The 24078-nt window shown below is 62.3% G+C and carries 20 protein-coding genes and 2 tRNA genes; 7 read left to right on the top strand and 15 right to left on the bottom strand.

Annotated elements, in window-relative coordinates; all coding sequences use genetic code 11:
• Positions 1 to 20: 20 nt before the first annotated feature.
• A complete protein-coding gene (mnmA, locus tag BLW08_RS04195) occupies positions 21 to 1142 on the bottom strand; it encodes a tRNA 2-thiouridine(34) synthase MnmA (RefSeq protein ID WP_254779713.1) in 1122 nt (373 codons plus the stop codon).
• A gap of 178 nt (positions 1143 to 1320) precedes the next feature.
• On the opposite strand from mnmA, the gene BLW08_RS04190 reads away from it, so the two are divergent.
• Positions 1321 to 2556 carry an NAD(P)/FAD-dependent oxidoreductase gene (locus BLW08_RS04190; protein WP_091323483.1) on the top strand — a complete coding sequence of 412 codons (1236 nt, stop codon included), beginning with the start codon at positions 1321 to 1323 and terminating at the stop codon, positions 2554 to 2556.
• 10 nt (positions 2557 to 2566) lie between these two features.
• On the opposite strand, the gene BLW08_RS04185 is transcribed toward BLW08_RS04190, so the two are convergent.
• The 4 genes from BLW08_RS04185 to BLW08_RS04170 all read right to left on the bottom strand — a co-directional run bounded on the left by BLW08_RS04185 (position 2567) and on the right by BLW08_RS04170 (position 6280).
• On the bottom strand, positions 2567 to 3799 hold the full coding sequence (locus tag BLW08_RS04185) for a cysteine desulfurase family protein (RefSeq protein WP_091323482.1): 1233 nt from the start codon (positions 3797 to 3799) through the stop codon (positions 2567 to 2569).
• Positions 3800 to 3824: 25 nt separating this feature from the next.
• Positions 3825 to 4505 (bottom strand): helix-turn-helix transcriptional regulator, encoded by a 681-nt coding sequence (locus BLW08_RS04180; protein WP_090818281.1) that lies wholly within the window; start codon positions 4503 to 4505, stop codon positions 3825 to 3827.
• A 73-nt stretch (positions 4506 to 4578) separates the two neighbouring features.
• Complete coding sequence (locus BLW08_RS04175; protein ID WP_254779711.1) at positions 4579 to 5250, bottom strand: hypothetical protein; 672 nt, start codon at positions 5248 to 5250, stop codon at positions 4579 to 4581.
• Between the two features lie 97 nt (positions 5251 to 5347).
• Positions 5348 to 6280 (bottom strand): diacylglycerol/lipid kinase family protein, encoded by a 933-nt coding sequence (locus BLW08_RS04170; RefSeq protein ID WP_091323480.1) that lies wholly within the window; start codon positions 6278 to 6280, stop codon positions 5348 to 5350.
• A 122-nt stretch (positions 6281 to 6402) separates the two neighbouring features.
• On the opposite strand from BLW08_RS04170, the gene BLW08_RS04165 reads away from it, so the two are divergent.
• The 4 genes from BLW08_RS04165 to BLW08_RS04150 all read left to right on the top strand — a co-directional run bounded on the left by BLW08_RS04165 (position 6403) and on the right by BLW08_RS04150 (position 9521).
• Entirely contained in the window at positions 6403 to 7347 is a 945-nt protein-coding gene (locus tag BLW08_RS04165) for a J domain-containing protein (protein WP_090818275.1), read from the top strand.
• Positions 7348 to 7423: 76 nt separating this feature from the next.
• Positions 7424 to 7891 (top strand): tRNA (cytidine(34)-2'-O)-methyltransferase, encoded by a 468-nt coding sequence (locus BLW08_RS04160; protein WP_091323478.1) that lies wholly within the window; start codon positions 7424 to 7426, stop codon positions 7889 to 7891.
• 189 nt (positions 7892 to 8080) lie between these two features.
• Positions 8081 to 8686, top strand: coding sequence for an ECF RNA polymerase sigma factor SigK (gene sigK, locus BLW08_RS04155; protein ID WP_090818268.1), 606 nt, complete (start codon positions 8081 to 8083; stop codon positions 8684 to 8686).
• Position 8687: 1 nt separating this feature from the next.
• Positions 8688 to 9521: an anti-sigma factor gene (locus BLW08_RS04150; protein WP_090818265.1), complete on the top strand. Its 834-nt coding sequence runs from the start codon at positions 8688 to 8690 to the stop codon at positions 9519 to 9521.
• An 80-nt stretch (positions 9522 to 9601) separates the two neighbouring features.
• Here the strand turns inward: BLW08_RS04150 and BLW08_RS04145 are convergent, their stop codons facing one another.
• The 6 genes from BLW08_RS04145 to BLW08_RS04120 form a co-directional block, all read right to left on the bottom strand.
• On the bottom strand, positions 9602 to 11005 hold the full coding sequence (locus tag BLW08_RS04145; protein WP_090818260.1) for a GntT/GntP/DsdX family permease: 1404 nt from the start codon (positions 11003 to 11005) through the stop codon (positions 9602 to 9604).
• Positions 11002 to 11547, bottom strand: a complete 546-nt coding sequence (locus BLW08_RS04140) for a gluconokinase (RefSeq protein WP_090818257.1) — start codon at positions 11545 to 11547, stop codon at positions 11002 to 11004. The genes BLW08_RS04145 and BLW08_RS04140 overlap by 4 nt, the downstream gene beginning before the upstream one ends.
• A 74-nt stretch (positions 11548 to 11621) precedes the next feature.
• Entirely contained in the window at positions 11622 to 12401 is a 780-nt protein-coding gene (locus BLW08_RS04135) for a PIG-L deacetylase family protein (protein ID WP_091323476.1), read from the bottom strand.
• A gap of 5 nt (positions 12402 to 12406) precedes the next feature.
• Positions 12407 to 13360, bottom strand: coding sequence for an electron transfer flavoprotein subunit alpha/FixB family protein (locus BLW08_RS04130; RefSeq protein WP_091323475.1), 954 nt, complete (start codon positions 13358 to 13360; stop codon positions 12407 to 12409).
• A 14-nt stretch (positions 13361 to 13374) separates the two neighbouring features.
• Positions 13375 to 14178, bottom strand: a complete 804-nt coding sequence (locus BLW08_RS04125) for an electron transfer flavoprotein subunit beta/FixA family protein (RefSeq protein WP_090819130.1) — start codon at positions 14176 to 14178, stop codon at positions 13375 to 13377.
• A 226-nt stretch (positions 14179 to 14404) separates the two neighbouring features.
• Positions 14405 to 16141 carry a trypsin-like peptidase domain-containing protein gene (locus BLW08_RS04120; protein ID WP_091323473.1) on the bottom strand — a complete coding sequence of 579 codons (1737 nt, stop codon included), beginning with the start codon at positions 16139 to 16141 and terminating at the stop codon, positions 14405 to 14407.
• Positions 16142 to 16460: 319 nt separating this feature from the next.
• Between BLW08_RS04120 and BLW08_RS04115 the strand changes: the two genes are divergently transcribed.
• Together BLW08_RS04115 and BLW08_RS04110 are read left to right on the top strand one after the other, a co-directional pair.
• Positions 16461 to 18533: a TPM domain-containing protein gene (locus BLW08_RS04115; protein ID WP_175538571.1), complete on the top strand. Its 2073-nt coding sequence runs from the start codon at positions 16461 to 16463 to the stop codon at positions 18531 to 18533.
• Positions 18534 to 18631: 98 nt separating this feature from the next.
• Positions 18632 to 19420: a PspA/IM30 family protein gene (locus tag BLW08_RS04110; protein WP_090818245.1), complete on the top strand. Its 789-nt coding sequence runs from the start codon at positions 18632 to 18634 to the stop codon at positions 19418 to 19420.
• Between the two features lie 90 nt (positions 19421 to 19510).
• Here the strand turns inward: BLW08_RS04110 and BLW08_RS04105 are convergent, their stop codons facing one another.
• The 4 genes from BLW08_RS04105 to BLW08_RS04090 form a co-directional block, all read right to left on the bottom strand.
• Entirely contained in the window at positions 19511 to 20308 is a 798-nt protein-coding gene (locus BLW08_RS04105; protein WP_090818242.1) for a GntR family transcriptional regulator, read from the bottom strand.
• Positions 20309 to 20468: 160 nt separating this feature from the next.
• Positions 20469 to 20542 (bottom strand) — tRNA-Met (locus BLW08_RS04100).
• Positions 20543 to 20821: 279 nt separating this feature from the next.
• Positions 20822 to 20895: transfer RNA gene (locus tag BLW08_RS04095), tRNA-Met, on the bottom strand.
• Between the two features lie 138 nt (positions 20896 to 21033).
• Entirely contained in the window at positions 21034 to 24030 is a 2997-nt protein-coding gene (locus BLW08_RS04090; RefSeq protein WP_175538570.1) for a UPF0182 family membrane protein, read from the bottom strand.
• Between the last annotated feature and the right edge of the window lie 48 nt (positions 24031 to 24078).

The raw sequence follows: 24078 nt of genomic DNA, 5'->3' as shown, positions 1-24078 counted from the left end.
CAACCCCGAGGCAATGGTTCCTAGAGGGCTACGCGCTGCAGGGAACGGGCGGCATCGATGGTCGCCTGTCCCAGTACGCGGCTTCCCTGGTAAAGAACCACGGTCTGGCCGGGAGCCACTCCGCGGAGGGGATCTGTCAGGGTGACCACCAACTGCGTCCTCTCAACACCGGACTCGTCCCGTACCGCTTCCACGCGCGCAACTGCCGGCACGGGGTCGCCGTGTGCCCGAACCTGCGCGTGGCAGTCGAACTCGGCGCCCGTGGCAACTTCGGAAATAGGCAGCCCAGCCCAGGAAACCTTGATGCCCCGGATCTCGTCAATGGCCAACAAGGCCTCCGGACCGACAACAACCTTATTTTCCTTGGGTCGGATCTCAAGGACGAACCGTGGCTTGCCATCGGCTGCGGGGGTGCCGAGCTTCAGGCCACGACGCTGGCCCACGGTGAAGGCATTTGCGCCCGGGTGTTCGCCCACCTTGGCCCCGGTCTCGTCCACAATGTCGCCTGTGGTCATGTCGATCTTTTCGGCCAGCCATCCGCGTGTGTCGCCGTCTGAAATAAAGCAGATGTCGTGGCTGTCCGGCTTGTTGGCTACCGAGAGGCCACGGCGCTCCGCTTCGGCACGAACCTCGGCCTTGGACGGTGTGTCTGCCAGCGGGAACATGGAGTGCTTGAGCTGTTCATGGGTCAGGACACCCAGGACGTAGCTCTGGTCTTTTGCCCAGTCTGCAGCACGGTGCAGTTCCCGGTTGCCGTCGGCGTCTTCGAGGACCTTGGCGTAGTGCCCGGTGCATACGGCATCAAAGCCCAGCGCAATGGCCTTTTCCAGCAAGGCGGCGAACTTGATGCGCTCGTTGCAGCGCATGCAGGGGTTCGGGGTGCGCCCAGCGGCATACTCATCGATGAAGTCCTGGACTACGTCTTCTTTGAAGCGTTCGGAGAAATCCCACACGTAGTAAGGGATTCCCAGGACGTCGCAGGCACGCCAAGCGTCGCGGGAGTCCTCGATAGTGCAACAACCCCGGCTTCCTGTGCGCAGGGTGCCTGGCATCCGCGACAACGCGAGGTGGACTCCGACGACGTCGTGTCCTGCCTCAACGGCTCGGGCGGCGGCCACGGCGGAGTCGACTCCGCCGCTCATTGCTGCAAGTACTCGCATGCTGGCTTTCCGTGTATGTGGGATTGGGCAACTGCTCCGGCCAGAACTGCCGGCGTGCCCGTCCATTCTAGCTTGCATTACCACGCGTGGGCTAAAAACGCTTGACGGGCCTGCCCGACGCTTCTAAAGTCAAAATTACTGGTTTTAGAATCGAGCTGACATGGCACAGGATCGCATGGTCATTGCCGGTGGGGGGCTTGCCGGGGCCACCGCGGCCAAAACCCTCCGTACAGAGGGTTTCACCGGCCCCATCAGCCTCATAGCGGCCGAAGACCACGTTCCGTACATTCGCCCTCCCCTGTCCAAAGAGTTCCTCTTGGGAAAAGCCGGCGAGGAGTCCGTGCTGGTGGTGCCGGCAGGCTGGTACCGGGATAACGACGTCGAACTCGTCCTGGGGAGCCGAGCCGTCGCAATTGAACCGGCGGACCACATGGTCCGCCTGTCCGACGACCGGAGGCTCCACTACGCCAAGCTGCTGCTGGCAACCGGCGCGCAGCCGCGATCAATTCCAATCCCGGGCGCAGGGCTTGATGGGGTCATGACCTTCCGCACTCTGGCGGACAGCCTGCGGCTCCAGTCCCTTCTCAAGGACGGAGGACGCCAGGTAGTCATGATCGGGTCCGGATGGATCGGCATGGAGCTGGCTTCTGCCGCACGCACTTACGGCAACGACGTCACGTTGATCGGGCTGGAAGATATCCCCCTTAGCGCCGCCATCGGCCCCGAGCTTGGCAGCTACTTCCAGCAGATCCACACGGCCCGCGGGGTCAAGTTCGTCCTCCCGGCGAGCGCGGCAAGCGTCGAAGGCCGGGATGGACGCGCGAGTGCGGTCCGCACCACCACAGGCCAGACGCTCCCGGCCGACATCGTGATCGTTGCCGTCGGAGTCGTCCCGGACACCTCGCTCGCGGAAACAGCGCAGCTGGCCGTTCGCAACGGGATCCTGGTGGATGCGGGACTCCACACCAACGCACCGGACGTGCTGGCAGCTGGAGACGTCGCGAATGCTCTGCACCCCTTCACCGGCGAGCATCACCGAAGCGAACACTGGGCCAACGCGCTCAACGGCGGCAAGGTGGCCGCAAAGTCCATGCTGGGCCAGGACGCCACCCTGGATGTGGTCCCCTACTTCTATACCGACCAGTTCGACGTCAGCATGGAGTATTCGGGTTTCCCTTCCCTGGCCTCCGGAGTTGCGCCCACCATCCGCGGTTCATTGGACGAGGGCAGCTTCATCGCTTTCTGGTTGCGGGATGGAGCCGTCGTAGCCGGCATGAACGTCAACCAGCACCGGGTCCAAAAGCCCATCAAGGCCCTGATCTCGGGTCGGTTGCACGTAGATGTCACAAGCCTCACTGATCCGGACGTGCCGCTGGAAAGCCTGCTGCCCAGCTAGCAGCGGCCCGCTAGGCGGGTCCGGTTAAGCCCTGCCGCGCGACTGTTGCTGCCGTTTGGATGGTGGACTCATGGCCTGCCATGCCGGCCTGCCGTGCCCGCGAGCAAGCCCCGGGAAGTGCCTTCAACAGGGCATCGACGTCCGCTTCCGTGGAACTGTGACCCAGAGTGAAGCGCTGGGCTCCACGTGCCGTGTCCTCATCCAAGCCCATGGCGAGGAGCACGTGCGAGGGACGTGGCACCCCCGCAGTACAAGCGGAGCCAGTGGACGACTCAACGCCTGCCAGGTCCAGAAGGAAGAGCAGTGAATCCCCTTCACAACCAGGAAACGTAAAGTGCGCGTTTCCAGGCAGCCGCCCGTCGCCGGGGGCACCTCTCAACACAGCGTCCGGAATCGAGTGCAGGACCCCACGAATAAGGCGGTCCCGCAACAAGCCAAGGCGCTCCCGCTCTCCCGACAGCTTTCCTGTGACGGCCTCAGCGGCTGCGGCAAAAGCGGCAATCGCGGGCGTGTCCAGCGTCCCCGAGCGGACATCGCGTTCCTGGCCACCGCCATGCTGGACCGGGGTCAGCTTCACAGACCTCCCCAGGAAAAGCGCACCAACCCCCACCGGGCCACCGAGCTTGTGCCCCGAGACAGACATAGCTGAGAGGCCGGACCCTCGGAAATCAACGGGAACAGATCCGAAGGCCTGCACGGCATCGGAATGGACGGGTATTCCGTGGGGCTTGGCCAGCTCCACGATGTCAGCGATCGGCTGGATCGTACCAACTTCATTGTTGGCCCACATGACGGTGACCAGGGCAACAGAACCGGGATCCCTGTCGATTTCCTCCTTCACAGCCGTCCGCCGGACGAGTCCGTCGCCGTCGACGGGAAGCCAGACAACATCCGCACCTTCGTGTCGCTCAAGCCACTCCACGGTGTCCATGACCGCGTGATGTTCGACGGCGGAGCAGAGAATGCGGGTCCGCCTCGGGTTTTCGTCGCGGCGGGCCCAATACAGGCCTTTGACCGCCAAGTTGTCGGCTTCCGTTCCACCTGAGGTGAAAATAACTTCTGAGGGGTGGGCACCGGCCGCGGCCGCCAACGTCTCACGGGCATCCTCTACCGCCCGTCGGGCCCGGCGGCCCGCGCCATGCAGCGAGGACGGGTTGCCCGTTCGCGCCAGCTCGCGCGTCATGACGGCGAGCGCTTCAGCCGACAGGGGCGTGGTGGCAGCGTGATCGAGGTATACAGACACCTTGCCATTCTACCGGCGGAGACCTTCAGGACCTCTGGCCCTCCACGGTGGCGATGCGGGCGCAACAATGGCCAGGACCAGCATCAGGAACCACTGCTGCCGGGTTCAGCCCGGAGGCCACCGCCGCTCCCTTTAAGAATGCCCCGTTCATGGCGCATACAACGTCCTTGTGTTCTTGCGACAAGCGATGAAAGGGGCAGTTAAGAAGCCGGTATCCCCCGCCTGGATCCGGGGACGGCTGATACCCGAGTCCGGCCAAAACTTCCAGGAAATCACCGGCCCGCCCCATCAGTTGCCCCTTGGCGTCGGCAACCGTGAGCAATGCCTCGCTCACGGGAATTCCTTCGGCCAGCGACTGCGAGATGCCCGACGCCAAGAGCTCACCGGCAAGGTCATAGTTTCTCTCCGGCACCGAGGCACTGACTTCTGCCAACGCCGGCCTGTAGAGCTTGGCGGGACGCCCGGAGCCAGGGCCGGCTTTGTCCGGGGCTTTCCTGAATTCGATGCGTAGAAGCCCTTCACGCACCAACCGGTCCAGATGGAACGAGGCCGTGCTACGGGGAAGATGCATGGCCGTGGCCGCCTCATCACGGCCGACAGCGTCGCCGGCGCCCAGGACATACTCAAAAAGCTTTCGACGATTCACGTCTCCCAGGGAGGCGAGGGCCGCAATCCTGCGCGACCAGGGGAGGTTGGAAGTGCCCATAACCACAGGGTAGCTCTAAAAGTAAGATCCACTGTTTAACAGGCACCCAGCCCAAGACCGGCCGATGGGCGGCTCAGGACTGTGGGACCACCACCAGCTGGGCCTCCATCTCCGCCCGGGCCTTCGCCAGAGCGGCGGCATCCGGGCAGGCCACCGAGATGTAGACAGACGACTCGGGGGCACTGAACAATCTGGCCAGCACAACAGCAGCCGCCCCGCCGGATGCAGCCGACGATTCCACGGCGAGGAATTCCACACTGTGCTGCGGCTGGTTGGACTCCTGGCCCCACCGGAGCGCCGCGGTCTTCAGCTTGTCCACAGCTATCCCTGCATCCAGGTAGCGGAAGAGTTCCTTGGTTGATGCAGCGTCATCGCCCGCAACTACAAGGGGGCCCTGGTTGACGCTGACCCGAACAGCGAGCGTGCACCCGTCAGTCTTCCGGTACCGGACCTCACCCTGCAGCGCCGCGTGGACCACTGACCATCCCGGGACTTCCTCCAAGCGGCTGGACACCGTCACAGGATCTCCCGGAGCCAAAGTTCCGCCGGCCGATAACGGCAGGTCTTTCGCCGCCACGGCCGCCGCATCATGCCCCGGCGTAATCGTCGGCGTCGCCATAGTTGATTCCGAGGGTGACGGTTTGGGTGCGGCAGGGTCCGGAACGTTGACACTGCAGGCGGCCAGCACGACGCCAAGGGTTGCCAAGGCAGTCAACCCAGCCAATCGTCGACGAACGTTTCGCATCACTTTCGCTCCCAGCCCCATTTATCTGTCGCTACCTTCTGGCGCGATCGAGTCTAGCTGCCCGCCTTGAAACGCAGGCTCCTCAAGGGATTCCCGCCTAGGCAAGGACACGCAAGCCACCAGGTATGACGTCCACCTCAACGGGCAGGCTGGCGAGGCGCTCGCCGTCGGCGTACGCCACCACTCCTGCTGCCTCCAACCGCACGTTTCTGACACGCTTGATCTCAACGGCGGGGTGACTCGTGTGCTTGCCGGCAAACACCTTGGGAAACACCGCAAGAAAACGCAGGCGGGACAATGGCCTGACCACAAAGAGATCCAGCCATCCGTCGTCGGGCAAAGCATCCGGAGTGATCTGCATACCGCCGCCGATGAACTGCCCGTTCGCCACTGAGATAAGCAACGCAGGCTGCTTCCACGTTGTGCCGTCCGCCGTCACCGTATATTCGATCCGCCGGAAAGAGCCGAGTTCCCTCAGCATTGCCAGGTTGTACCGGCTTTTTCCGCGCGGCCAGCGCCAGGAATTCGCCCGTTCATTGACGGCAGCGTCGAAACCCGCTGACAGCACACCGGCAAAGCGCGTGGTCCGGCCCGCCGCGGTGACCCGGCCGACGTCGATCCTCCGTCCGCCTGTCGCCATCGCCGCCAGCACCCGGCTGCAGGCGGCCGCAGTGTCAGCCAGCGGCAAAGACAACAGCCGTGCCACGTCATTGCCGGTACCGCTGGGAACAATGCCAAGAGGTATCTCAAGCCCTGCGAGCGCGTTGACTCCCAGATGGACCATGCCGTCGCCGCCTACCACCACCAGAGCCTCCACCGCGGAACCGGGTGCCAAGGCATCCCGGACAATCCTCTGCAGGGCGTCATAGCTGTCAGCCTCCAGCACGACGACGTCCCGGCCGGCGGCGCGGAAGTACTGTGCGGCATGGTCCCCGGCGTCACGGGTGCGGCCGAAGGACGCCCCTGGATTGATGGCCAGTGCGATCTTCCCCGGTTTGTTGGAGGGATGCGCGGGTTCCGGTGAAGTCACAGCGTGAATTATGCCAGCAGGGAACCCGGCACCCCGGTGCCCACGTTCACATTGTGGATGGATAAACTTCCAGTACCGCGCCAGCTCTGGAGCGGATCATCACCTTAGAGAAGGGCCCGTGCTTGGCCGAGGGCAGCAGTTCGCACTATCAGGTTCTCCGTGTCTCCGTCACCGCGACGGACAAGGAGATCAAAGTGGCCTACCGTAAGGCTGCCCGGAAGGCCCACCCCGATCACGGTGGAGAAGCCGAAATGTTCCGGCGGGTCACTCTCGCGTACGAAACACTCATCGACCCTCAGCGGAGGGCCGAGTACGACCGCCGGTACGCCAGCGGAGCTGCGAGCCGTGGCCAGGCGCGCCCTGGCGACTACACGGGCACTCCGGCGCCGGGCCCCACGGCTACTGCCAATGTCAAGCGACCCTCGGCGCCACGCAACACGGCCGGTGATCCACCGGTCTATGTACCGGCCTTTGACGATCCCAACGAAGTCCCGCTCATCTCGCTGGCGGAAGCGGCCCAGCAGGTCCACGGACTTCCCCGCAAGCGCGGCATCTTTGGTGCCGAGGCGCGCATCCAACGGGAGATGCGTACGGTTCAACTCATCAGCCGGCAGGTCCTGCCCGCCATACCGGCAGCCCGGCTCATCAACGGCCTCCGTTCCCCTTCGGACAACAACCACATCGACCACGCGGTGCTCTCCGGCTACAGGCTGGCGCTGGTGGGATCCATGCTGCTGCCCAAAGGCGCTTATGCATGGGACGGTCAATCACTCCGGCACGGTGGACGATCCGTCGCTCCCCCGCAACTGGCCCATATTGTCCGGCACATGCAGGACATCTTTCCCGAGCTCAACGTCACCGGCTGGGTGGTTCTGCACGGCCCCGATGGCAATCTTCATGAGCCCGTCATTGACCAGTACGGCAAGGGACAGTCAAGCCTGAACTCCGTGGAGGTAGTCAATGGCGCTGGTTTGGTCCGGGGACTCAAGCAGTTCCTGAGCTCAGGTCCGGCCCCAAACACCGTGGTGGTGCCGGTCCTGGCCCGTCTGCTGCGCGGCATGCACTAGCCCCACCTCCAGGCGCCCTGCGTGCATCAAGTGCAGCGCGAGGGAAGCAAGGGTGCGGCCTGACTAAGATGTAACAGTGTTCCGCATCCTCTTCCACACCCCAGAAATCCCGGGCAATACGGGCAACGCCATACGACTGGCCGCCATCACTGGAGCCGAGCTCCACCTGGTGGAGCCCCTCGGCTTCGACTTTTCCGATGCCAAGCTGCGCCGCGCCGGCCTTGACTACCACGATCTCGCGGTAGTCACGGTCCACAAGGACATCGAGGCGGCCTGGACTGCCCTGCAGCCTGACCGCGTCTTTGCCTACACCTCCGATGGCGAGACCTCCTACACGGACATCAACTACCGCGAGGGCGATGTCCTCATGTTCGGTCCCGAATCGGTCGGTTTGCCGGACTGGCTCAAGCAGGATCCACATGTGACGGCACGGGTTCGTCTTCCGATGAAGCCTTCGTTGCGTTCACTGAACCTGGCCAACGCCGCCTCCATCGCAGTCTTTGAAGCTTGGCGTCAGAACGGATTCGCCGGCGCCAAGGTCTAGCCCATCCAACGGGGCATCTGCGCCGAATACCTTATGCAGGAACAAGTCCTGCCTTTGATATTTATCGAGGGAGCCTACGTGAGCGCGCTGCAGACCAGGGTGAAGGCACCAAGCCGATACGCCGCCGCGCCCGCAACGTCAGCCGGTTGTGCTGCCGGATTCAAACGGGACGACATATGCTGGACGGTGATGGACACCCCCAACAACCCCGGCCCCCCGGTTTTCGAGGCCACCGGCACTGCGTCAGATTTGAACTCGCAACTGGCTGGCTTGATCGAACTCGTGGCAGCAGGCGACCAACAGGCTTTCGCCGAGTTCTACCGCCTGACATCCCGGCGCGTCTTTGGCATGGCCAGGCGCGTCCTGATCGATCCTGACCTCAGCGAAGACGCCACCCAGGAAGTCTTTATCCAGGTATGGCAAGGAGCAGCCAGGTTCGACCGCGCTTCAGGAAGCCCCTTGGCCTGGCTCATGACCATCGCACACCGGCGGGCCATCGACCGCGTCCGCGCTGTGCAGGCCGCGACAGACCGCGAAGCCAAATATGGTGCTGCGAGCCAAGACCCCGACCGTGATGTGGTGGCTGAAGAGGCCGACACAAACTTTGAGGCCGAGGCCGTCAGCCGGTGCCTGGGCACACTGACGGACACCCAGCGTGAATCAGTCAGGCTCGCCTACTACGGCGGACTGACGTATCGGGAGGTTGCCGAGCACCTCGGCGCCGCCGTCCCAACCATTAAGTCCCGCATCCGCGACGGACTGCTGCGCTTGAAGACCTGCCTGGGGGTGGGTTGACATGAGTGAAAACACCGGTGGAGGCTTTATCCGCAGAATGTTTGCCAATGACATCGCTACCGACCTTGCCGAGGGCCGGGTCCTTGAGTTGGCGGAAATCTACGCCCTGGACGCCGTCAGTGACGACGAACGGGCCATGATCGACGACTACATCAAAGACGCCCCGGAACGCCCCGAGTTCCTGGAGCGGGTTGGCCAAGCCCGCGAGACCCTGGCTGTCAGCTTCGTTCCCGAAGAGGAACCGCCTGCGGGTCTCTTCGACAACATCATGGAGCGCATCACCAAGGATGCTGCCACGCAGCCCCCCGTACAGCCGGAAGCGCCCACGGAGGCCAGCCCCGCAGTCGACGACCTCGCTGCTGCGAGGATGAGGCGGGAAGAACGTACGCGCGCCAGCGGCGCACGCCGGTGGATTGTGGGGGCAGCGGCAGCGGCCGTGATTGCCCTCGGGGGCATCGGAGTTGGCACCTACGTGTCGGCGCAGAACGACCCCGTCAATCAGGTGTTGCAGGCCCAGGACGTCCAGAAGAAGTCCGCACCCGTTCCCGGTGGCGGTACTGCCACCATCTCCGCGTCATCGGCGAAGGATTCCTTCGTGGTCCTGATGGACGGTGTGGCTCCCGCACCCGACGGCAAGGTCTATCAACTGTGGACACTGCCCAAGGACGGCTCGGCCCCCGTACCCCAGGGCACCATGGACGCCCAGACGCTATCCAAACCTGCAGTCGTGAAGGGCTTGTCCTCGGCGTCATCCGTGGCCATCACTGTTGAACCCACGGGCGGGTCGAACGCACCCACCACCGCTCCGGTCCTGGTAGTGGCGCTTACCGCCTGAGTCGCAGACGTTAAAGCCCGACGGCGGCCGTCCCACCTGCGGGGACGGCCGCCGTCGGGCGTTTCCGTGGTTTCCTGGGGCTACAACACGAGCGACAGAAGCATCACAAAGCCAAAGCCCACAACGGAGATCAGTGTCTCCATCACTGACCACGTCTTGAACGTCTGCCCAACGGTGAGTCCGAAGAGTTCCTTGACCAGCCAGAAGCCGGCGTCATTGACGTGGGACAGGAACAGCGAGCCTGCACCGATGGCCAGGGCGAGCAAAGCCGCGTGTGTTGGGCTCAGGCTGCTTGCCAACGGTGCCACGATGCCCGCTGCGGTCACCGTAGCGACAGTCGCTGACCCAGTGGCCAGGCGGAGTGCCACGGCCACGATGAAACCCAGGACCAGGACCGACATGTTGGCGCCCTCGGCCCACTTCTTGACGGCGTCACCCACGCCCGCACCGATCAGCGTCTGCTTGAACCCGCCACCGGCACCCACAATGAGGAGGATCGCCGCAATGGGTCCCAGGCTTTCGCCCAATTTCGCAGTGATCCTGCTGCCTGTGAATCCGACGGCGTATCCGAACGTTACGATCGCCAGAAGGACTGCCAGTGTCATGGCCACCAACGGCTGGCCCACGAAGTCGAAGAAGATCCGGATGGCGGGCGCTGTTTCAGGGTTGGGCCAGATGATGCCGCCCAAAGCCTTCAGCAGCATGAGGACCACGGGGAAAATGATGGTCAACAGGGTCACCAGGAACGACGGCTGGCGCTTCACTTCGCTCAGGTCCGCTGCGTGCTGGGTGTCGATGCCGCCGGCTACGGCGGGCGCATCAACAGGGACCCAGCGGGCAGCCAACCGTGAGAAAAGCGGACCACAGATGATCACTGTGGGAATCGCTACGAGGATGCCCAGGCCCAGTGTTGTTCCCAATTCCGCTTTGACTGCACTGATCGCGATCAGCGGTCCCGGATGCGGCGGCACCAGCCCGTGGAGGACCGACAGTCCAGCCAGCGCCGGGATCGCGATGCGCATCAGTTTCATCTTGGATCGCTGGGTCACCAGGACGATCACCGGAAGCAACAGGACGAGCCCGATTTCGAAGAACATCGGCAGGCCGATGATGACGGCTACAAGCGTGATCATCCAGACCAACTTGTTTCCGCTCGCCTTGGCCAGCAACGTGTCCACCACACGGTTGGCGCCACCGGAATCGGCCAGCAGCTTGCCGAGCATGGCCCCCAGCGCAATAAGCAGGCCAACTTCCTTGAGGACTCCCCCAACGCCGTCCTCGAAGTTGGTGATGACCTTGCCCAGCTCCACGCCTGACGCCAGGCCAACAAAAGCCGAGCCCAGAACCAGCGCCAGGAACGGGTGCAGTTTCAGTTTGGCGATCAGCACCACAATCAGGGCGATGCCCAGCGCTGCGACCACCAGCAACTGGGTGTCATGCGCCGTCCATTCCTGTACCTCTGTGGCGGTCTCCAGGAGCCTCACGAAGCGTTCGTTTCGGTACCTGCAACTACAGGGCGCAGACCAAGACGTTCAATGACTTCGTCCGCTTCTTCGGCAGGAGACGCCGAAACACACAACGAGATGTAGCTCTCGTCCTCCGTCGGTTCCTCGAGAGCGTCGAACTGCGATTCCAAGAGTGACGGCGGCATGAAGTGGCCGTGCCTGGAGGCGAGCCGATCGGAGATCTTGTCCTTGCTCCCCTGCAGGAAGACGAAAACAACGTTCTCGCCGCGGAGCACATCGCGATACTTCTTCTTCAGTGCCGAGCACGTAATGATTGCCGGAGTTCCGGCATCCGCGCGCTCACGGATCCAGTCCGAGATGATGCCCAGCCAGGGCCACCGGTCGTCATCGCTGAGAGCCAGCCCCGATTGCATCTTGGCCACGTTGGCCTCTGGGTGCAGGTCGTCGCCTTCGGCAAGGTCCCACCCAAGCTTCCCAGCGAGAACGCCTGCCACGGTCGACTTACCGGAACCGGAGACTCCCATAATCACCAGTACGGGTTGTTGCGCAGTCTTCGCCATCAAAGTCTGCCTTCCTCGAATAAATATGATTTAACCGAGATCAAGCATATGACACGGGTTACACCACGGCAACGTCAGAAACCTGCGATGGTGGTGGATCCGTTGACTGCAACTACGTGGAAGAACTCAGCGCTCGCTCCGCCGGGCAGGCCGGCCCGCTCACCATTGCCCAGCATCATGGCCCTGACCACGCGTTCCATTCCCTCGATATCAGGATGCTGGCTCGCATGGACCCTGATAGCGGCAAGCTTCGCGTCGACATGCTCCGAAACATCCACAGAGTGGTTCTCCCTGGACTCCGGGCTGGAGATAAACCACAGCCACGGCAACTTGTAGGCCTCTAGTCCGGCCGCGGCCAGCTCCGGGTAGGCGAACGGATTCTCCACTGCTGGATACACGGCCCGGGTCACCGCCTCCCCCGCTGCAAGGTGGTCCGGGTGGCTCTTCTGGAGGCGGTCCCAGTTCCGTTCCGGGTGCATGGTCAGCACGATGTCCGGACGGATTTCGCGAATCAGCTTCACTACCTGCTTGATGACGCCATGTGTCGGTTCCAGGTACCCGTCCCGCTCGTGAAGGTAGCGGATATCCGTAACACCCACCAGAGCAGCGGCGCGCTTTTGCTCCTCGGCCCGCAGCTCGATGATCCGTTCGCGGTCCGCGGGATCGAAGCCGCCGGCATCGCCGTCAGTCATGATGCAATAACTGACTTGAACGCCGGCCGCCGTCCAGGCCGCGATGGTCCCTGCAGCACCAAAATCGATGTCGTCGGGATGGGCAGTAAAACAAAGCACCCGCTCAACGCGCTCCGTGGAGGCGTCGAACGGGCTCTTTGCTGACGGAACGTCAGTGGGCAAAGGGATCAGCCTTTCCGCTTCTTGATTTCGGCAGTAGCCTGCGGGAGCACCTTGAAAAGGTCTCCGATGATGCCATAGTCCGCGATTTCGAACACCGGTGACTCGGCGTCCTTGTTGATGGCCACGATGACCTTGGAGGTCTGCATTCCGGCTTTTTGCTGGATGGCACCTGAAATGCCGGCAGAGATGTACAACTGCGGGGAGACCGTGACGCCGGTTTGGCCAACCTGTGCGTCGTGACCAATCCAGCCCGCATCTGTTGCAGCACGTGAAGCACCCACAGCTGCACCCAAGGCGTCAGCAAGCTCTTCCACGGGTCCGAAATCGCCGTCTACGCCGCGACCGCCGGCTACCACGATCCTGGCTTCGCCAAGGTCCGGCCGGCCGCTGACGGGTTTCTCGGTGCGCGTGGCGATGCGGGCGGAGTTCACCGCCGCATCAGCCGGGACATCTACAGTTGCGGTAGCCGGAGCCGTAGCCACGGCGGCCGGTGCGGGCTCAACATTGTTGGCCTTGACGGAAAGAATCGTCACCGGGGTGGTGGCCTTCGCAGTGGTGGTGTACGAGCCTGCAAGAACCGACTTATGTGCAGTACCGTCGGGCTCCACGCCCACAACGTCAGTAATAACGCCGGCATTCAGCTTGATCCCGAGCCGGCCCGCAATTTCCTTGCCCTCCGGGGAATTGTCCACCAGAACGGCTGAGGCACCGGAAGCTCCCACAGCGGCGGCCAGGTAGACGGCCTTGGGGCCCACCAGATAATCGTCAAGGTCGTCGGCCGACGGCCGGTACACGGCGGTGACGCCATAGGCACCCAGGGTGGCGGCGACGTCGTCGTTCAATTCACCGGTGAAGGCGACGGCGGTTTCACCCAACGAACGGCCGATGGTCAGGAGTTCCAGGCTGCTCTTCTTAAGAGCTGCTCCGGGATTGTCAATGAAAACAAGTGCATGTGCCATGGTTGGAGTCCCCTTTAGAGCAGCTTCTGTGCGGCGAGGAAGTCGACCAGCTTGATGCCGGCGTCGCCGTCGTCGGTAATGATGGTGCCGGCTGTCCGCGGTGGCCGGGCATCAGCGGATTCCACCACCGTCCAGGAGCCGGCCAGGCCTACCTGCGAGGCATCCACGCCGATGTCCGCGAGGGACAGGGAAGCGATCTTCTTCTTCTTCGCGGCCAGAATGCCCTTGAAGTTGGGGTAGCGGGGCTCGTTGATCTGGTCCGTCACCGAAACCACGGCAGGAAGCTGCGCTTCGACGGTCTCCGAGTATGCTCCGGCGTCGCGGCGTGCAGTGACCTGGCCACCCGCAATGTCAAGGCTGGAAGCAAAGGTCACCTGCGGGAATGACAACCGCTCCGCGAGCTGCGCGGGAATCAGCGACGTCTCTCCATCGGTGGATGCCATGCCGGTCAGGACCAGGTCCACCGGACGGCCGTCAGCCGAAAGGTGCCGGATGGCGGCGGCAAGGGCCAGCGAGGTGGCGGCTGCGTCAGAACCTGCCAGAGCGTCATCGCTGAGGTGAACGCCAGAATACGCGCCGATCTGCAGCGACTTCTTCACCGCGTTGACCGCACCGGCCGGACCCATGCTCAAGGCTATGACCTCATTGCCGGCCTTCGGACCACCACGCTCTTCCGCCAGCTGCAAGGCTGCCTCAAGTGCGTACTCATCGAGTTCGGACAAGATGCTCTCGTCACGGTCGGTCGTGTTGCCAGGTCCGGTGATGTGCCGGTCGAACTGCGCGTCCGGGACGTGCTTGACCAGAACGACAATCTTCAATGTCTCTTCCACTGTCTTCGAAGCAGCCTTCCATGCTTGTGGACGGCCAACCGCAAGAGCGTGGCCGCGAATTGCCCAGCGCGTGGGCTCGTCCTAGCTAAGCATATTGCCCGCAGAAAACCACTCCCAGCGTTAACGCCTGTTTCAGCCGGGCAATACCGGGGACGCCACGACGACGGGCAGCACCCATGAGGTGCCGCCCGTCGTCGTGCGTTGCCTGTACCGACTACTGTTGAGCGGCGTCGAGGGTGACCTCAACCTCTTGTGACTGGCCACCACGCAGGATTGTTACCTTGACCTTTGCACCGGCCGGCTGTTCCCGGACGGCTGCGGTCAGCTGGTTGGGATCACTGACCGTGTAATCACCGAACTTGGTCACGACGTCGCCAACTTTAAGCCCGGCCTTGGCTGCGGCCGATCCGCTGGTCACCGAGGCAACCTCAGCTCCCACAGAGAAGCCGGAATCGCTGCCAGTGGAAGACTTCGAACGAACAGATACACCGAACTGTCCATGGCTTGCCTTGCCGTTATCAATAATCTCCTGCGCCACACGCTTTGCGTGGTTGATCGGGACGCTGAAGCCCACACCGATGTTGCCGGCTGAAGACTGGGACGTGCTGCTGCCAGCCGATGCGATGGCAACGTTGACGCCAATGACTTCACCCTTGCTGTTCACCAGCGCACCACCGGAGTTGCCCGGATTGATGGCCGCGTCGGTTTGGATGACGTTGATCGCGATCGAGCCCTCATTGGCCGTGTTCTGGCTCTGGCTACCGTTCGGCGGTGCGAACTGGAAGCCCTCGTCACCACCCTGGCTTTCATCAGGGGTGCCTTCCGGAACGGCGGACGACGCGACGCTGATGGTGCGGTTGAGCGTGGAGACGATGCCGTCCGTCACCGTACCCGTCAGGCCCAGCGGCGAACCGATGGCGACGGCGGTGTCCCCCACGTTGATCTTGGAAGAGTCACCAAGCGTTGCCGGTACCAGTCCGGAGGCATCGCTGACCTTGATGACTGCCAGGTCAGACAACGGATCCGTGCCAACAACTGTGGCTTTGAGGACCTTGCCATCATTGGTGCGGACCTCGATGGTTGCGTTGGCAGTGGCGCCGTCAAGGGTCACCACGTGCGTGTTGGTGAGAATGTGGCCTTGGTCATCCAGGATGATGCCAGAGCCGGTCCCACCTTCGTTGCCGCTGGTTGCCTTGATGGTCACCACGCTGGGCGATGCCTTGGCGGCGGCAGCCGTGATGACGTTGACGTCGTCCTTGTTGTTCACGATCACCGTGCTGGATTGTCCACTCGTGGAGGCGGCCGGAGCAGGGTTGTCCCAGAGCATGTTGGTTCCGGCCACTACACCGCCGCCAACCAGACCCGCTGCCAGCATGCTCGCAACCAGGGTACCGACGCCGAATGCCGGCTTGCGCTTGGTCGCTACCGCCGATGAGTGCCCTGGAGTGTGCTGCATCCCAGGACCCTGCTGGCCTTGAGCGCTATTGAACTGCGCGTTGCCGTCGCCGGGATTCGAACCGCCGCCGTAGAACGGCTGGTGCTGGGGGTAGCTGGGGCGATGCGCCGGGTCCTGCTGCTGCGGAGCGCCGTAGTAGTGCGGCTGCTGCGCGGTCGGGTTCGCCTGTGCGGGAGCACCGTAGTGTGGCGCGGTGCCCTGCTGGTCCGGAGTGTTGTGCTGGGCCGGCGTGCTGTGCTGGGCCGGCGTGCTGTGCTGGGCCGGCGTGCTGTGCTGGGCCGGCGTGTTGTGCTGGGCCGGGGTTGCAGGTGGCTGGAAGGCCGGCATGGGAGTTGTTGGCTGTGTATTCCCGGCCTGCTCGCCCGCGCCCTGCCCTGAAGACCAGGCAGGCTGCTGCTGGGTGGCGGCGGCATCATTGTGCTCTCCCGTCACGTCCCGCGGCTCAGCAGGCTCGCGGTTCTCTGGTGCGGTGCCCTGCGCTGGGTTCTCCGTCATGGGGGTTCCTTTCGTCCTCGTCTTCAACAACTATGTACCCAATTACTGGAACAAAAGCGGACGTTCGCTGGGAGCTTCCTGAAAGGCGTGGGCGCCTGTGGCCGGCTCTCCAAAATTCCCTCAGCGGCTGAACAATCCGGCTCTCTCCTATATTTCGCTGGTGGCATATTCACTGCTGTGGACGGGCCATGGGGTGCACCATAGAATCAAGAGGAATTGCCACAGCGACCTGCGGCTTTACACCATGCGTGGGGGCGCTGAGCATTCTGTGACGATTGGTACGCCTTGTTCCAGTCGCAGACGTGCTGAAGGGTTGCACATGCGGTCAATATTTAAACGCGTACTCGCCGGATTTGGCGTGGCTGGACTGTTGGCCTTCCCGGCCTCAGCTGCCTGGGCCACCGATCCGGTGACCATTCCGTCCGGACAAAACATCGTGGACGACGCCAACGTGCTGGGCAGCCGAAAAGGCGAAGTCCAGGACGCCATCCAAAAAACGCTCAAGGATCACAAGTACAACCTTTACGTGGTCACCGTGGACTCCTTCACCAACCCGTCGGACCCCAAAGAGTGGACCAAGGCCGTTGCCGATAAGAAGCTCATGGGTAAGCCGGACGCCATTCTGGCGATTTCCACGGCTGGCCAGTACAACTTCGCCCTGAACTCGGGGAGCTCCATCTACTCCAAACAGTCGGCAATCGCTCAGAATGCCGTTGTTGCCAATCTGGCAGGCGGCAAGAAGGACTATGCCCAAGCAGCCATAGATACGGCTGCAGCCATCGGCGACGCTGCAGGCGGTGGAAGCGGGACAGTGCCCAGCGGCAACGCCGGAGTTGGCGTCCTCGTTGGAGTCGGTGTTGTAGCCGCCGGTGGCGCAGGGACATACCTGTACTTGCGTAACCGCCGCAAGAAGGGCAGCCAGGCCACCAGCGCCAGTTATGGACCGCAAGGTGAGCAGCTTGACCCCTTGGCTGGCCTCAGCATCCCGGAACTGCGGCAAAAGAGCGGCTCGCTGTTGATCGAGGCGGACGACGCCATCAAGTCCAGCGAGCAGGAACTCGGATTTGCCCAGGCACAGTATGGCGACTCCGCAATCGGGAACTTCACCAAAGCCCTGGAGGAAGCCAAGGGCCACATGACGGAATCCTTCAAGCTTCAGCAGCAGCTTGATGACCACATTCCGGACACTGAAGAGCAACAGCGGAGCTGGCTCGGCGAAATCATTCGCAGGTCAGAGGCGGCACTTGCGTCACTGCGTGACCAAAAGGCAGACTTCGACTCTTTGCGGGAGCTTGAAAAGAATGCCCCCCAGGCCCTGGCAGCGGTGTCCGCTGGAGCCAAGGACGCGGACTCAAAGATCGCAAACGCCGAGCAATCACTTGAGGGCTTGCGCGCAAAGTACGCTGAATCCGCCTTGACGCAGGTCTCCGACAACATCCTGCAGGCTAAAGAGCGACTCGCATTCGTGCAGAATGCTGTCACCGCTGCACAGGAGAAATTGGCGGTCGGCGAGAACAGCTTGGCCGCAGTAGCCGTTCGCGCGGCCGAGGAAAGCCTGCACCAGACGAATGTGCTGATCGACGCGATAACAAAGACGGCTGGAAGCCTGGATGAGGCCCGCACATCGCTTGAAGGCGCAGTTGCGGAGACCAGCCAGGACCTCGCCCAGGCCAGGGCCATGATCCAATCGGGCGAGCACCCTGAACTTGCCGGCCCCGTAGCTGGTGTCGAAGCCGCCTTGGCACAAGTGAAGACCGAGATCCAAGGTGGAAAGATCGACCCCATCGCGACCCTCAGCCGCGTGGAGTCAGCCCATCAGGCTTTGGACCAGTCCCTGTCCGGTATTCGCGACCAGCAGGAGCAGGCCCGCCGGGCACAAGCATCTCTGCAGCAGACCATCATGGCTGCCCAGGCCCAGATCAGCGCCACCTCCGACTACATCACTGCCCGACGCGGCGGCGTGGGCACAGAGGCAAGGACCCGGCTGGCCGAAGCTCAACGCAACCTCGATTACGCACTGTCCATCTCGCGCAACGATCCCGTCACGGCCCTGACATATGCCCAGCAGGCGCATTCACTCGCCGCCCAGGCGGCCCAGCTTGCGCAGTCGGACGTCGACCAGTTCGGCTATGCAGACCAGGGCCAAGGCTACGGACGCGGTGGCATGTTCGGCGGTGGCGGCGGAGGCGGCGGCCTCGGCGGTGCCATCCTCGGCGGCATCCTCATCAATTCCATCCTCAATGGCGGCGGGGGCGGCTGGGGCGGCGGCAATGACGGCGGCGGAGGTGGCGGCTTCTTCGGCGGTGACTCCGGCGGCGGAGGCGACTTCGGCGGCGGAGGCGACTTCGGCGGCGGTGGCGACTTCGGCGGCGGAGACTCCGGCAGCTTCTAGCCAGACAGACTACGTGGGGTCCATGCCCCGCATAGAAGCGGTACAACAACTGATCACTGACTTCAGTGGCACCACTGAGCAGGACGAAAGGCATCACCATGGTTAAGCAGTCCATTTTCGGTCGGATCTCACAGCTCGCCAAGGCAAACATCAACGCCTTGCTGGACCAGGCTGAGGACCCGCAGAAGATGCTGGACCAGATGGTCCGCGACTACACGAACAACATTGCCGAGGCCGAGTCAGCCGTGGCCCAGACCATCGGTAATCTCCGTATGCTGCAGGCCGACTACAACGAGGACGTCAAGAACGCCCAGGACTGGGGAAACAAGGCCCTGGCGGCGTCCCGGAAGGCCGACGAGTACCGCAACGCAGGCGACACCGTTGATGCCCAGAAGTTCGACAACCTTGCCAAGGTAGCCATCCAGCGCCAGATGACCGCGGAGTCCGAGGCAAAGTCTGCAGAGCCGAGCATCGCCTCACAGACCGAGGTCGTGGACAAGCTCAAGACCGGGCTCGACCAGATGAAGAACAAGCTCAACCAGCTCACCGCAAAGCGCAACGAGCTGGTGGCCCGCTCCAAGACTGCGGCCGCGCAGTCCCAGGTTCACGATGCTCTCAAGAGCATCGACATCATGGATCCCACCAGCGAGGTGGGCCGCTTCGAAGAGAAGATCCGCCGTGAAGAGGCCAAGGTCCTGGGCCAGCAGGAACTTGCAAGCTCCAGCCTTGATGCCCAGTTCAACCAGCTTGAGGACCTGGGCGAGCAGACCGAAATTGAGGCTCGCCTTGCCGCTCTGAAGTCGGGCGGCTCCAAACCTGCCATCGGCGCCGGCGCCACCGCATCAAGCGGGGCAACCGTCGACGAAGCTGATTTCGACAAGCTCTAAGCTTGGGGCCGGCGCATTGCCGGTATCGTACCGCTGAACCACGGAAGGGGCCGGATTCTGACAAGAATCCGGCCCCTTCCTGCTGTGCAGCTACCCTGCACCGTGAACTGCGGAGTCTTGGATAGGGCTGGCATCCGTTGCCACCTCGGCCCGGATTTCAAATCCTTTGGGGTGAAAGTACGTCACGGTGCACTCCAGCACCTCTCCATGATCGCCCAGCGTAGTGCGCTCCAGACGCGGCACCATGGCGAACCCACGGACGTTCAGGGCATCTGCCAGGTGTTCCGGCGGGGCATGCATGGTCACAGTGATTTCAGCCCGCTGCAGCGGCTTCAGCGTCCTGTCTTGGATGACCTGATAAATGGAGTTGCGTTCGGCGTCCGCCAAACTGATGTGGCGCCCGATATGGGAGGGGATGAAGATTTCTGCAATTGCGTAGGGCCAGCCAGCGCTTGAATAGGAGCGCCGGATCACAAGCACAAGGTTGTCATCGGAAACCAGCTTGGCCGGAACCGATGTGTCCTTTTCCATCCATTTATATTCGATGAGGCCCTTGACGGTTTTCATCCCTGCCGCCGTAAACGTCTCCATGAAGGGTGCCAGGCGGTTCAACATTTTCACTGGACGCTGGGCCATCACGAACGTCCCTTTGCCCTGCCTGCGGACCAGCAGGCCCTTTGCCACGAGCGTTTCGATCGCTTTGCGGACCGTGGTCCGGCTGATGCCGTACTGGTCCATCAGCGACTCTTCAGTGGCTATCCGGGATCCAGGCTCCAAGCGGCTGACCTGCTCCGTCAGAACATCGGCCACTTGCTGGTAGACAGCAACAGGACTGTCCCGCTGAAGAACGTCGCGATCGGCCCCGGCAGTGAAGTCGTCGTTGACCATTGGGCGTCCTATCCATCGTTCGTGCCTCAGTAAATCCGGGTTTGATGCTAGCACTGGGTTGCCCGACAACTGGCTCATCAAAAGTTCCCGGCTGGACACGAGGTCCGGGCTTAACCAAAAGGTCCGGATCAGTAATTACTGATCCGGACCTTTTCTCCAGTTGCGGGGACAGGATTTGAACCTGTGACCTCTGGGTTATGAGCCCAGCGAGCTACCGAACTGCTCCACCCCGCGTCGCAAGAACAACTCTACCGCACCCGCTGGGGTGCTCTTGACCATAAGGTAGCAATAGTGCCGTAGATCACTCCATAGCATCCGAGGGACCTGAGAACCCGTCTAAACGCACTTCCGCCGTTTACTGAAGAAGAACCGGCGGGATGGGAATTCAGGCTCGCAGGAATGTCCTGGCTGCTTTCAAGATTGCGGATGGCAGATCACTAGTAATTCAAAGTGTGCCATTCGGGAAAAGCAAAAGGTCCGGATCAGTAATTACTGATCCGGACCTTTTTCCAGTTGCGGGGACAGGATTTGAACCTGTGACCTCTGGGTTATGAGCCCAGCGAGCTACCGAACTGCTCCACCCCGCGTCGCAAGAACAACATTACCGCCCGGTGAATGCCAGACCAAATCCTGACTGCGTGATGTGTGTCTCCCCCGCAGAAAAGGCCCGTGTCGACTACCCCTTGGCGGGAGTCAACACGGGCCTTTTCAATCAAGCTGTCGCGTCAGCTGCTCGGCGAAGGCGACGGAGTCGCACTCGGAGTAGCCTCCGGCGTCGCAGACGGCGTGGAGGTCGCACCCAAACGGCCTTCAGCGTCCAGCGCCTTCTTCAGCGCTTCAGACAACTTGGTCTGCTGCGCGCCGTAGCCGGCAAAGTCGCCCTTGGCCAGCGCTGCCTGACCGTCCTGGATGGCCTTGTTGGCCTCGTCCAGGGCTGCCTTCAGGTCAGCCTTGGCGTCGGTAGGTCCGGCCGGTGGCGTGGTGGTACCGGGTGGTGCGGTGGGTGTTTGGCCATTGTTGTCCGCGTCGCCGGCTGTGGCACCGGAGTTGCCGCCGAACAATTGGTCCAGTGCTGCGTCCAAGGTGGGCGCGAATCCGATCTTGTCACCGAACGCGACCAGCACGCGCTGCAGCGTCGGGTAGGACGTTTCACCGGTGGACTTCAAATAAACGGGCTGCACGTACAGCAGGCCGCCACCCACGGGAAGTGTCAACAGGTTGCCGTTCAGCACATCGGATGCACCTTGGCGCAGGAGGTTCAGCGCCTGGGACACGGTGGGATCGGAGTTGAACTTGTTCTGCGCTTGTCCGGGTCCAGGCACCTGGGTGTCAGTCGGGAGTTCCAGCAGCCGCAGCTTTCCGTAGCTCTCCCCCTTGACGCCCTTCACGTTGCCAGCGTCGGAGTCAGCTGCCAGGAATCCGTACAGGATGTTACGGGCACTGCCGTTGACTGTTTGCGGAATAAAGGACGACGTCAGCTGGAAGGCTGGCTTCTCCTGATCAGGCATCTGCAACGACATGTAGAAAGGCGGCTGTTTTACGGCCTCCGAAACGGTGGGATCGTTCGGAACGCTCCACGCGTCATTGTTCTGGTAGAAGCTGTCCGGGTCCGTTACGTGGTAGCGGCCGAGCAGTTCACGCTGGACCTTGAAGAGGTCCTCCGGGTACCGGACGTGGCTCATGAGATCGCCTGACATCTCTGAGTAGGGCTTGATGGCAGTTGGGAAGACCTTCTGCCACGCCTTCAGAATCGGATCCTGGTCATCCCAGGCGTAAAGGTTTACTGAGCCGTCATAGGCATCCACTGTGGCCTTCACAGAGTTCCGGATGTAATTCACGGAGCTGTTCGGCAAGGCAACGGTGCGTCCGGCGTTGGTCTGCGAATCAGCAGTCGCGTTCTGCAACTGCTGCGGCTGCGAGTACGGGAAGTACTGGCTGGTGGTGTAACCGTCGACGATCCACTTCACCCGTCCGTCAACAACTGCCGGGTAGGCGTTACCGTCAACCGTCAGGTACGGTGCCAGCTTCTCGACGCGTTCGCGGGGATTGCGTTCGTACAAGATCTGAGACTCAGCGTTCACGCCGTCGGACAGCAACAGATCCGATGACTGGAACTTGATGGAGTACAGAATCCTGTTGAGCCAGTTTCCAACGTTGGGTCCACCGTTGCCGCTGAAGGTGTACTGCGTCTCTCCCCCGCCTTCACGGCCCGCGGGTCGGTCCTGCTCACGGTTGGGAGCACCGTCGGGTGCACCCACAATGGAGTACTCGGGAGAATTCTCGCCGAAGTAGATACGGGGCTCGTAGGTGGTGTCGTTTCCGAGGACTCCATTGGACGGGATGCCCGACTGGAGGAACTCCGGCTTGCCGTCGGCGGTGAACTTGTTGCCCTTGGCCGCCACTACGCCGTAGCCGTGGGTGTAGACAATGTGCCGGTTGACCCACGTCTGCTGGTTGGCGCTTAGGCCATCCGGGTTGAGTTCACGAACGGCGATAACCGTGTCCTGGACCTTGCCATCCACCACGTAACGATCAACGTTCAGCGTCTGGGGGAACTGGTAATACGGGCGGTACTGCTCAAGCTGGGCAAATGCCGAAGAAATAAGGTTCGGATCCAGAAGGCGAATGTTGGCGGTGGTCTGAGCGTCAGCTGCCAATGCACCGGTCGTGGCGGTGGTTGTGGCGTTGTAAGCGGACACATCGATCTTGTCCAGGCCATAGGCAGCCCGCGTCATGGTGATGTTGCGGTCTATGAATTCCTTTTCCAAGGTGTTTTCCGACGGACGCACCTGGAACTGCTGGATCACCCATGGGTAGACACCGCCGGCCAGGATGGCCGTAATGACGAGCATCGCGGTACCAATCACAGGCAGGCGCCAGCGTCCGATGATCGCAGCAATGATGAAGAGGATTGCCACCAGACCTGCCGCGACGGCAAGGATGGCTTTGGTTGGCACAACGGCGTTGACGTCTGTGTAGAGCGCACCGGCCCAACGGCCGGAGTTGCTCTGGACGGTCGTGTACCGGTCCAGCCAGAAGTTGATACCCAGCAGGATCAGGAACAAGGCGCCGGTCACAGCGATATGGATCTGCGCTGCGCGGCTGGTGAAGATACCGCGTTCCATGAGGCGGATGCTGCCGTAAAGGTAGTGGGTCAGGATGCCGGCGATACCGGCTACCACAGCAATGCTGATCAGGAATCCCGTGACAAAGCCCAGGAACGGCAAGGACATGAGGTAGAAGCTGATGTCGAGGTTAAACAGGGGGTCCGTCTGACCGAACGGTTCCTGGTTGAAGAACAAAAGTGCCTTCTGCCACTGGCTGGCTGCGGCGCTGCCGGCAAAGAGACCGAAGAGAATGGGGAGACCGATCATGACCACGCGGCGCACAGGTTCAAGCTGCGCCTGGTAGCGGTTCAGGTTGTCCCGAGACTCAGCATCAGGTGCATAGACCGGACGGGAGCGGTAGGCGATTCTGATGGCAAAGAAAACAGCAGCAAACATCATTGCGAAACCAACCAGGAAAGTAATAATCCTGGCGAGGTTCTCCCGAAGATAAACTTCGAAGAACCCAAGCTGCTGGTACCAGAGGACGTCAGTCCACACATTGGCGAAGAAAATAAACCCGACGACGGCCACCGCCACGACGATGAGCGTCGGAGTCAGGGCACCTCGTCTCAGCGGTGATCTTCCGGGCGGGTTGGAGCTGGCGGGACGGGACAAACTCTGTACCTCATTGGTGTCAGTGGACAGTCGGTGTGCGAGGGTTGA

It is taken from the genome of Arthrobacter sp. cf158 (assembly GCF_900106835.1).
Lineage (GTDB): Bacteria > Actinomycetota > Actinomycetes > Actinomycetales > Micrococcaceae > Arthrobacter.
This window is presented reverse-complemented; position numbering and strand designations above follow the sequence as displayed.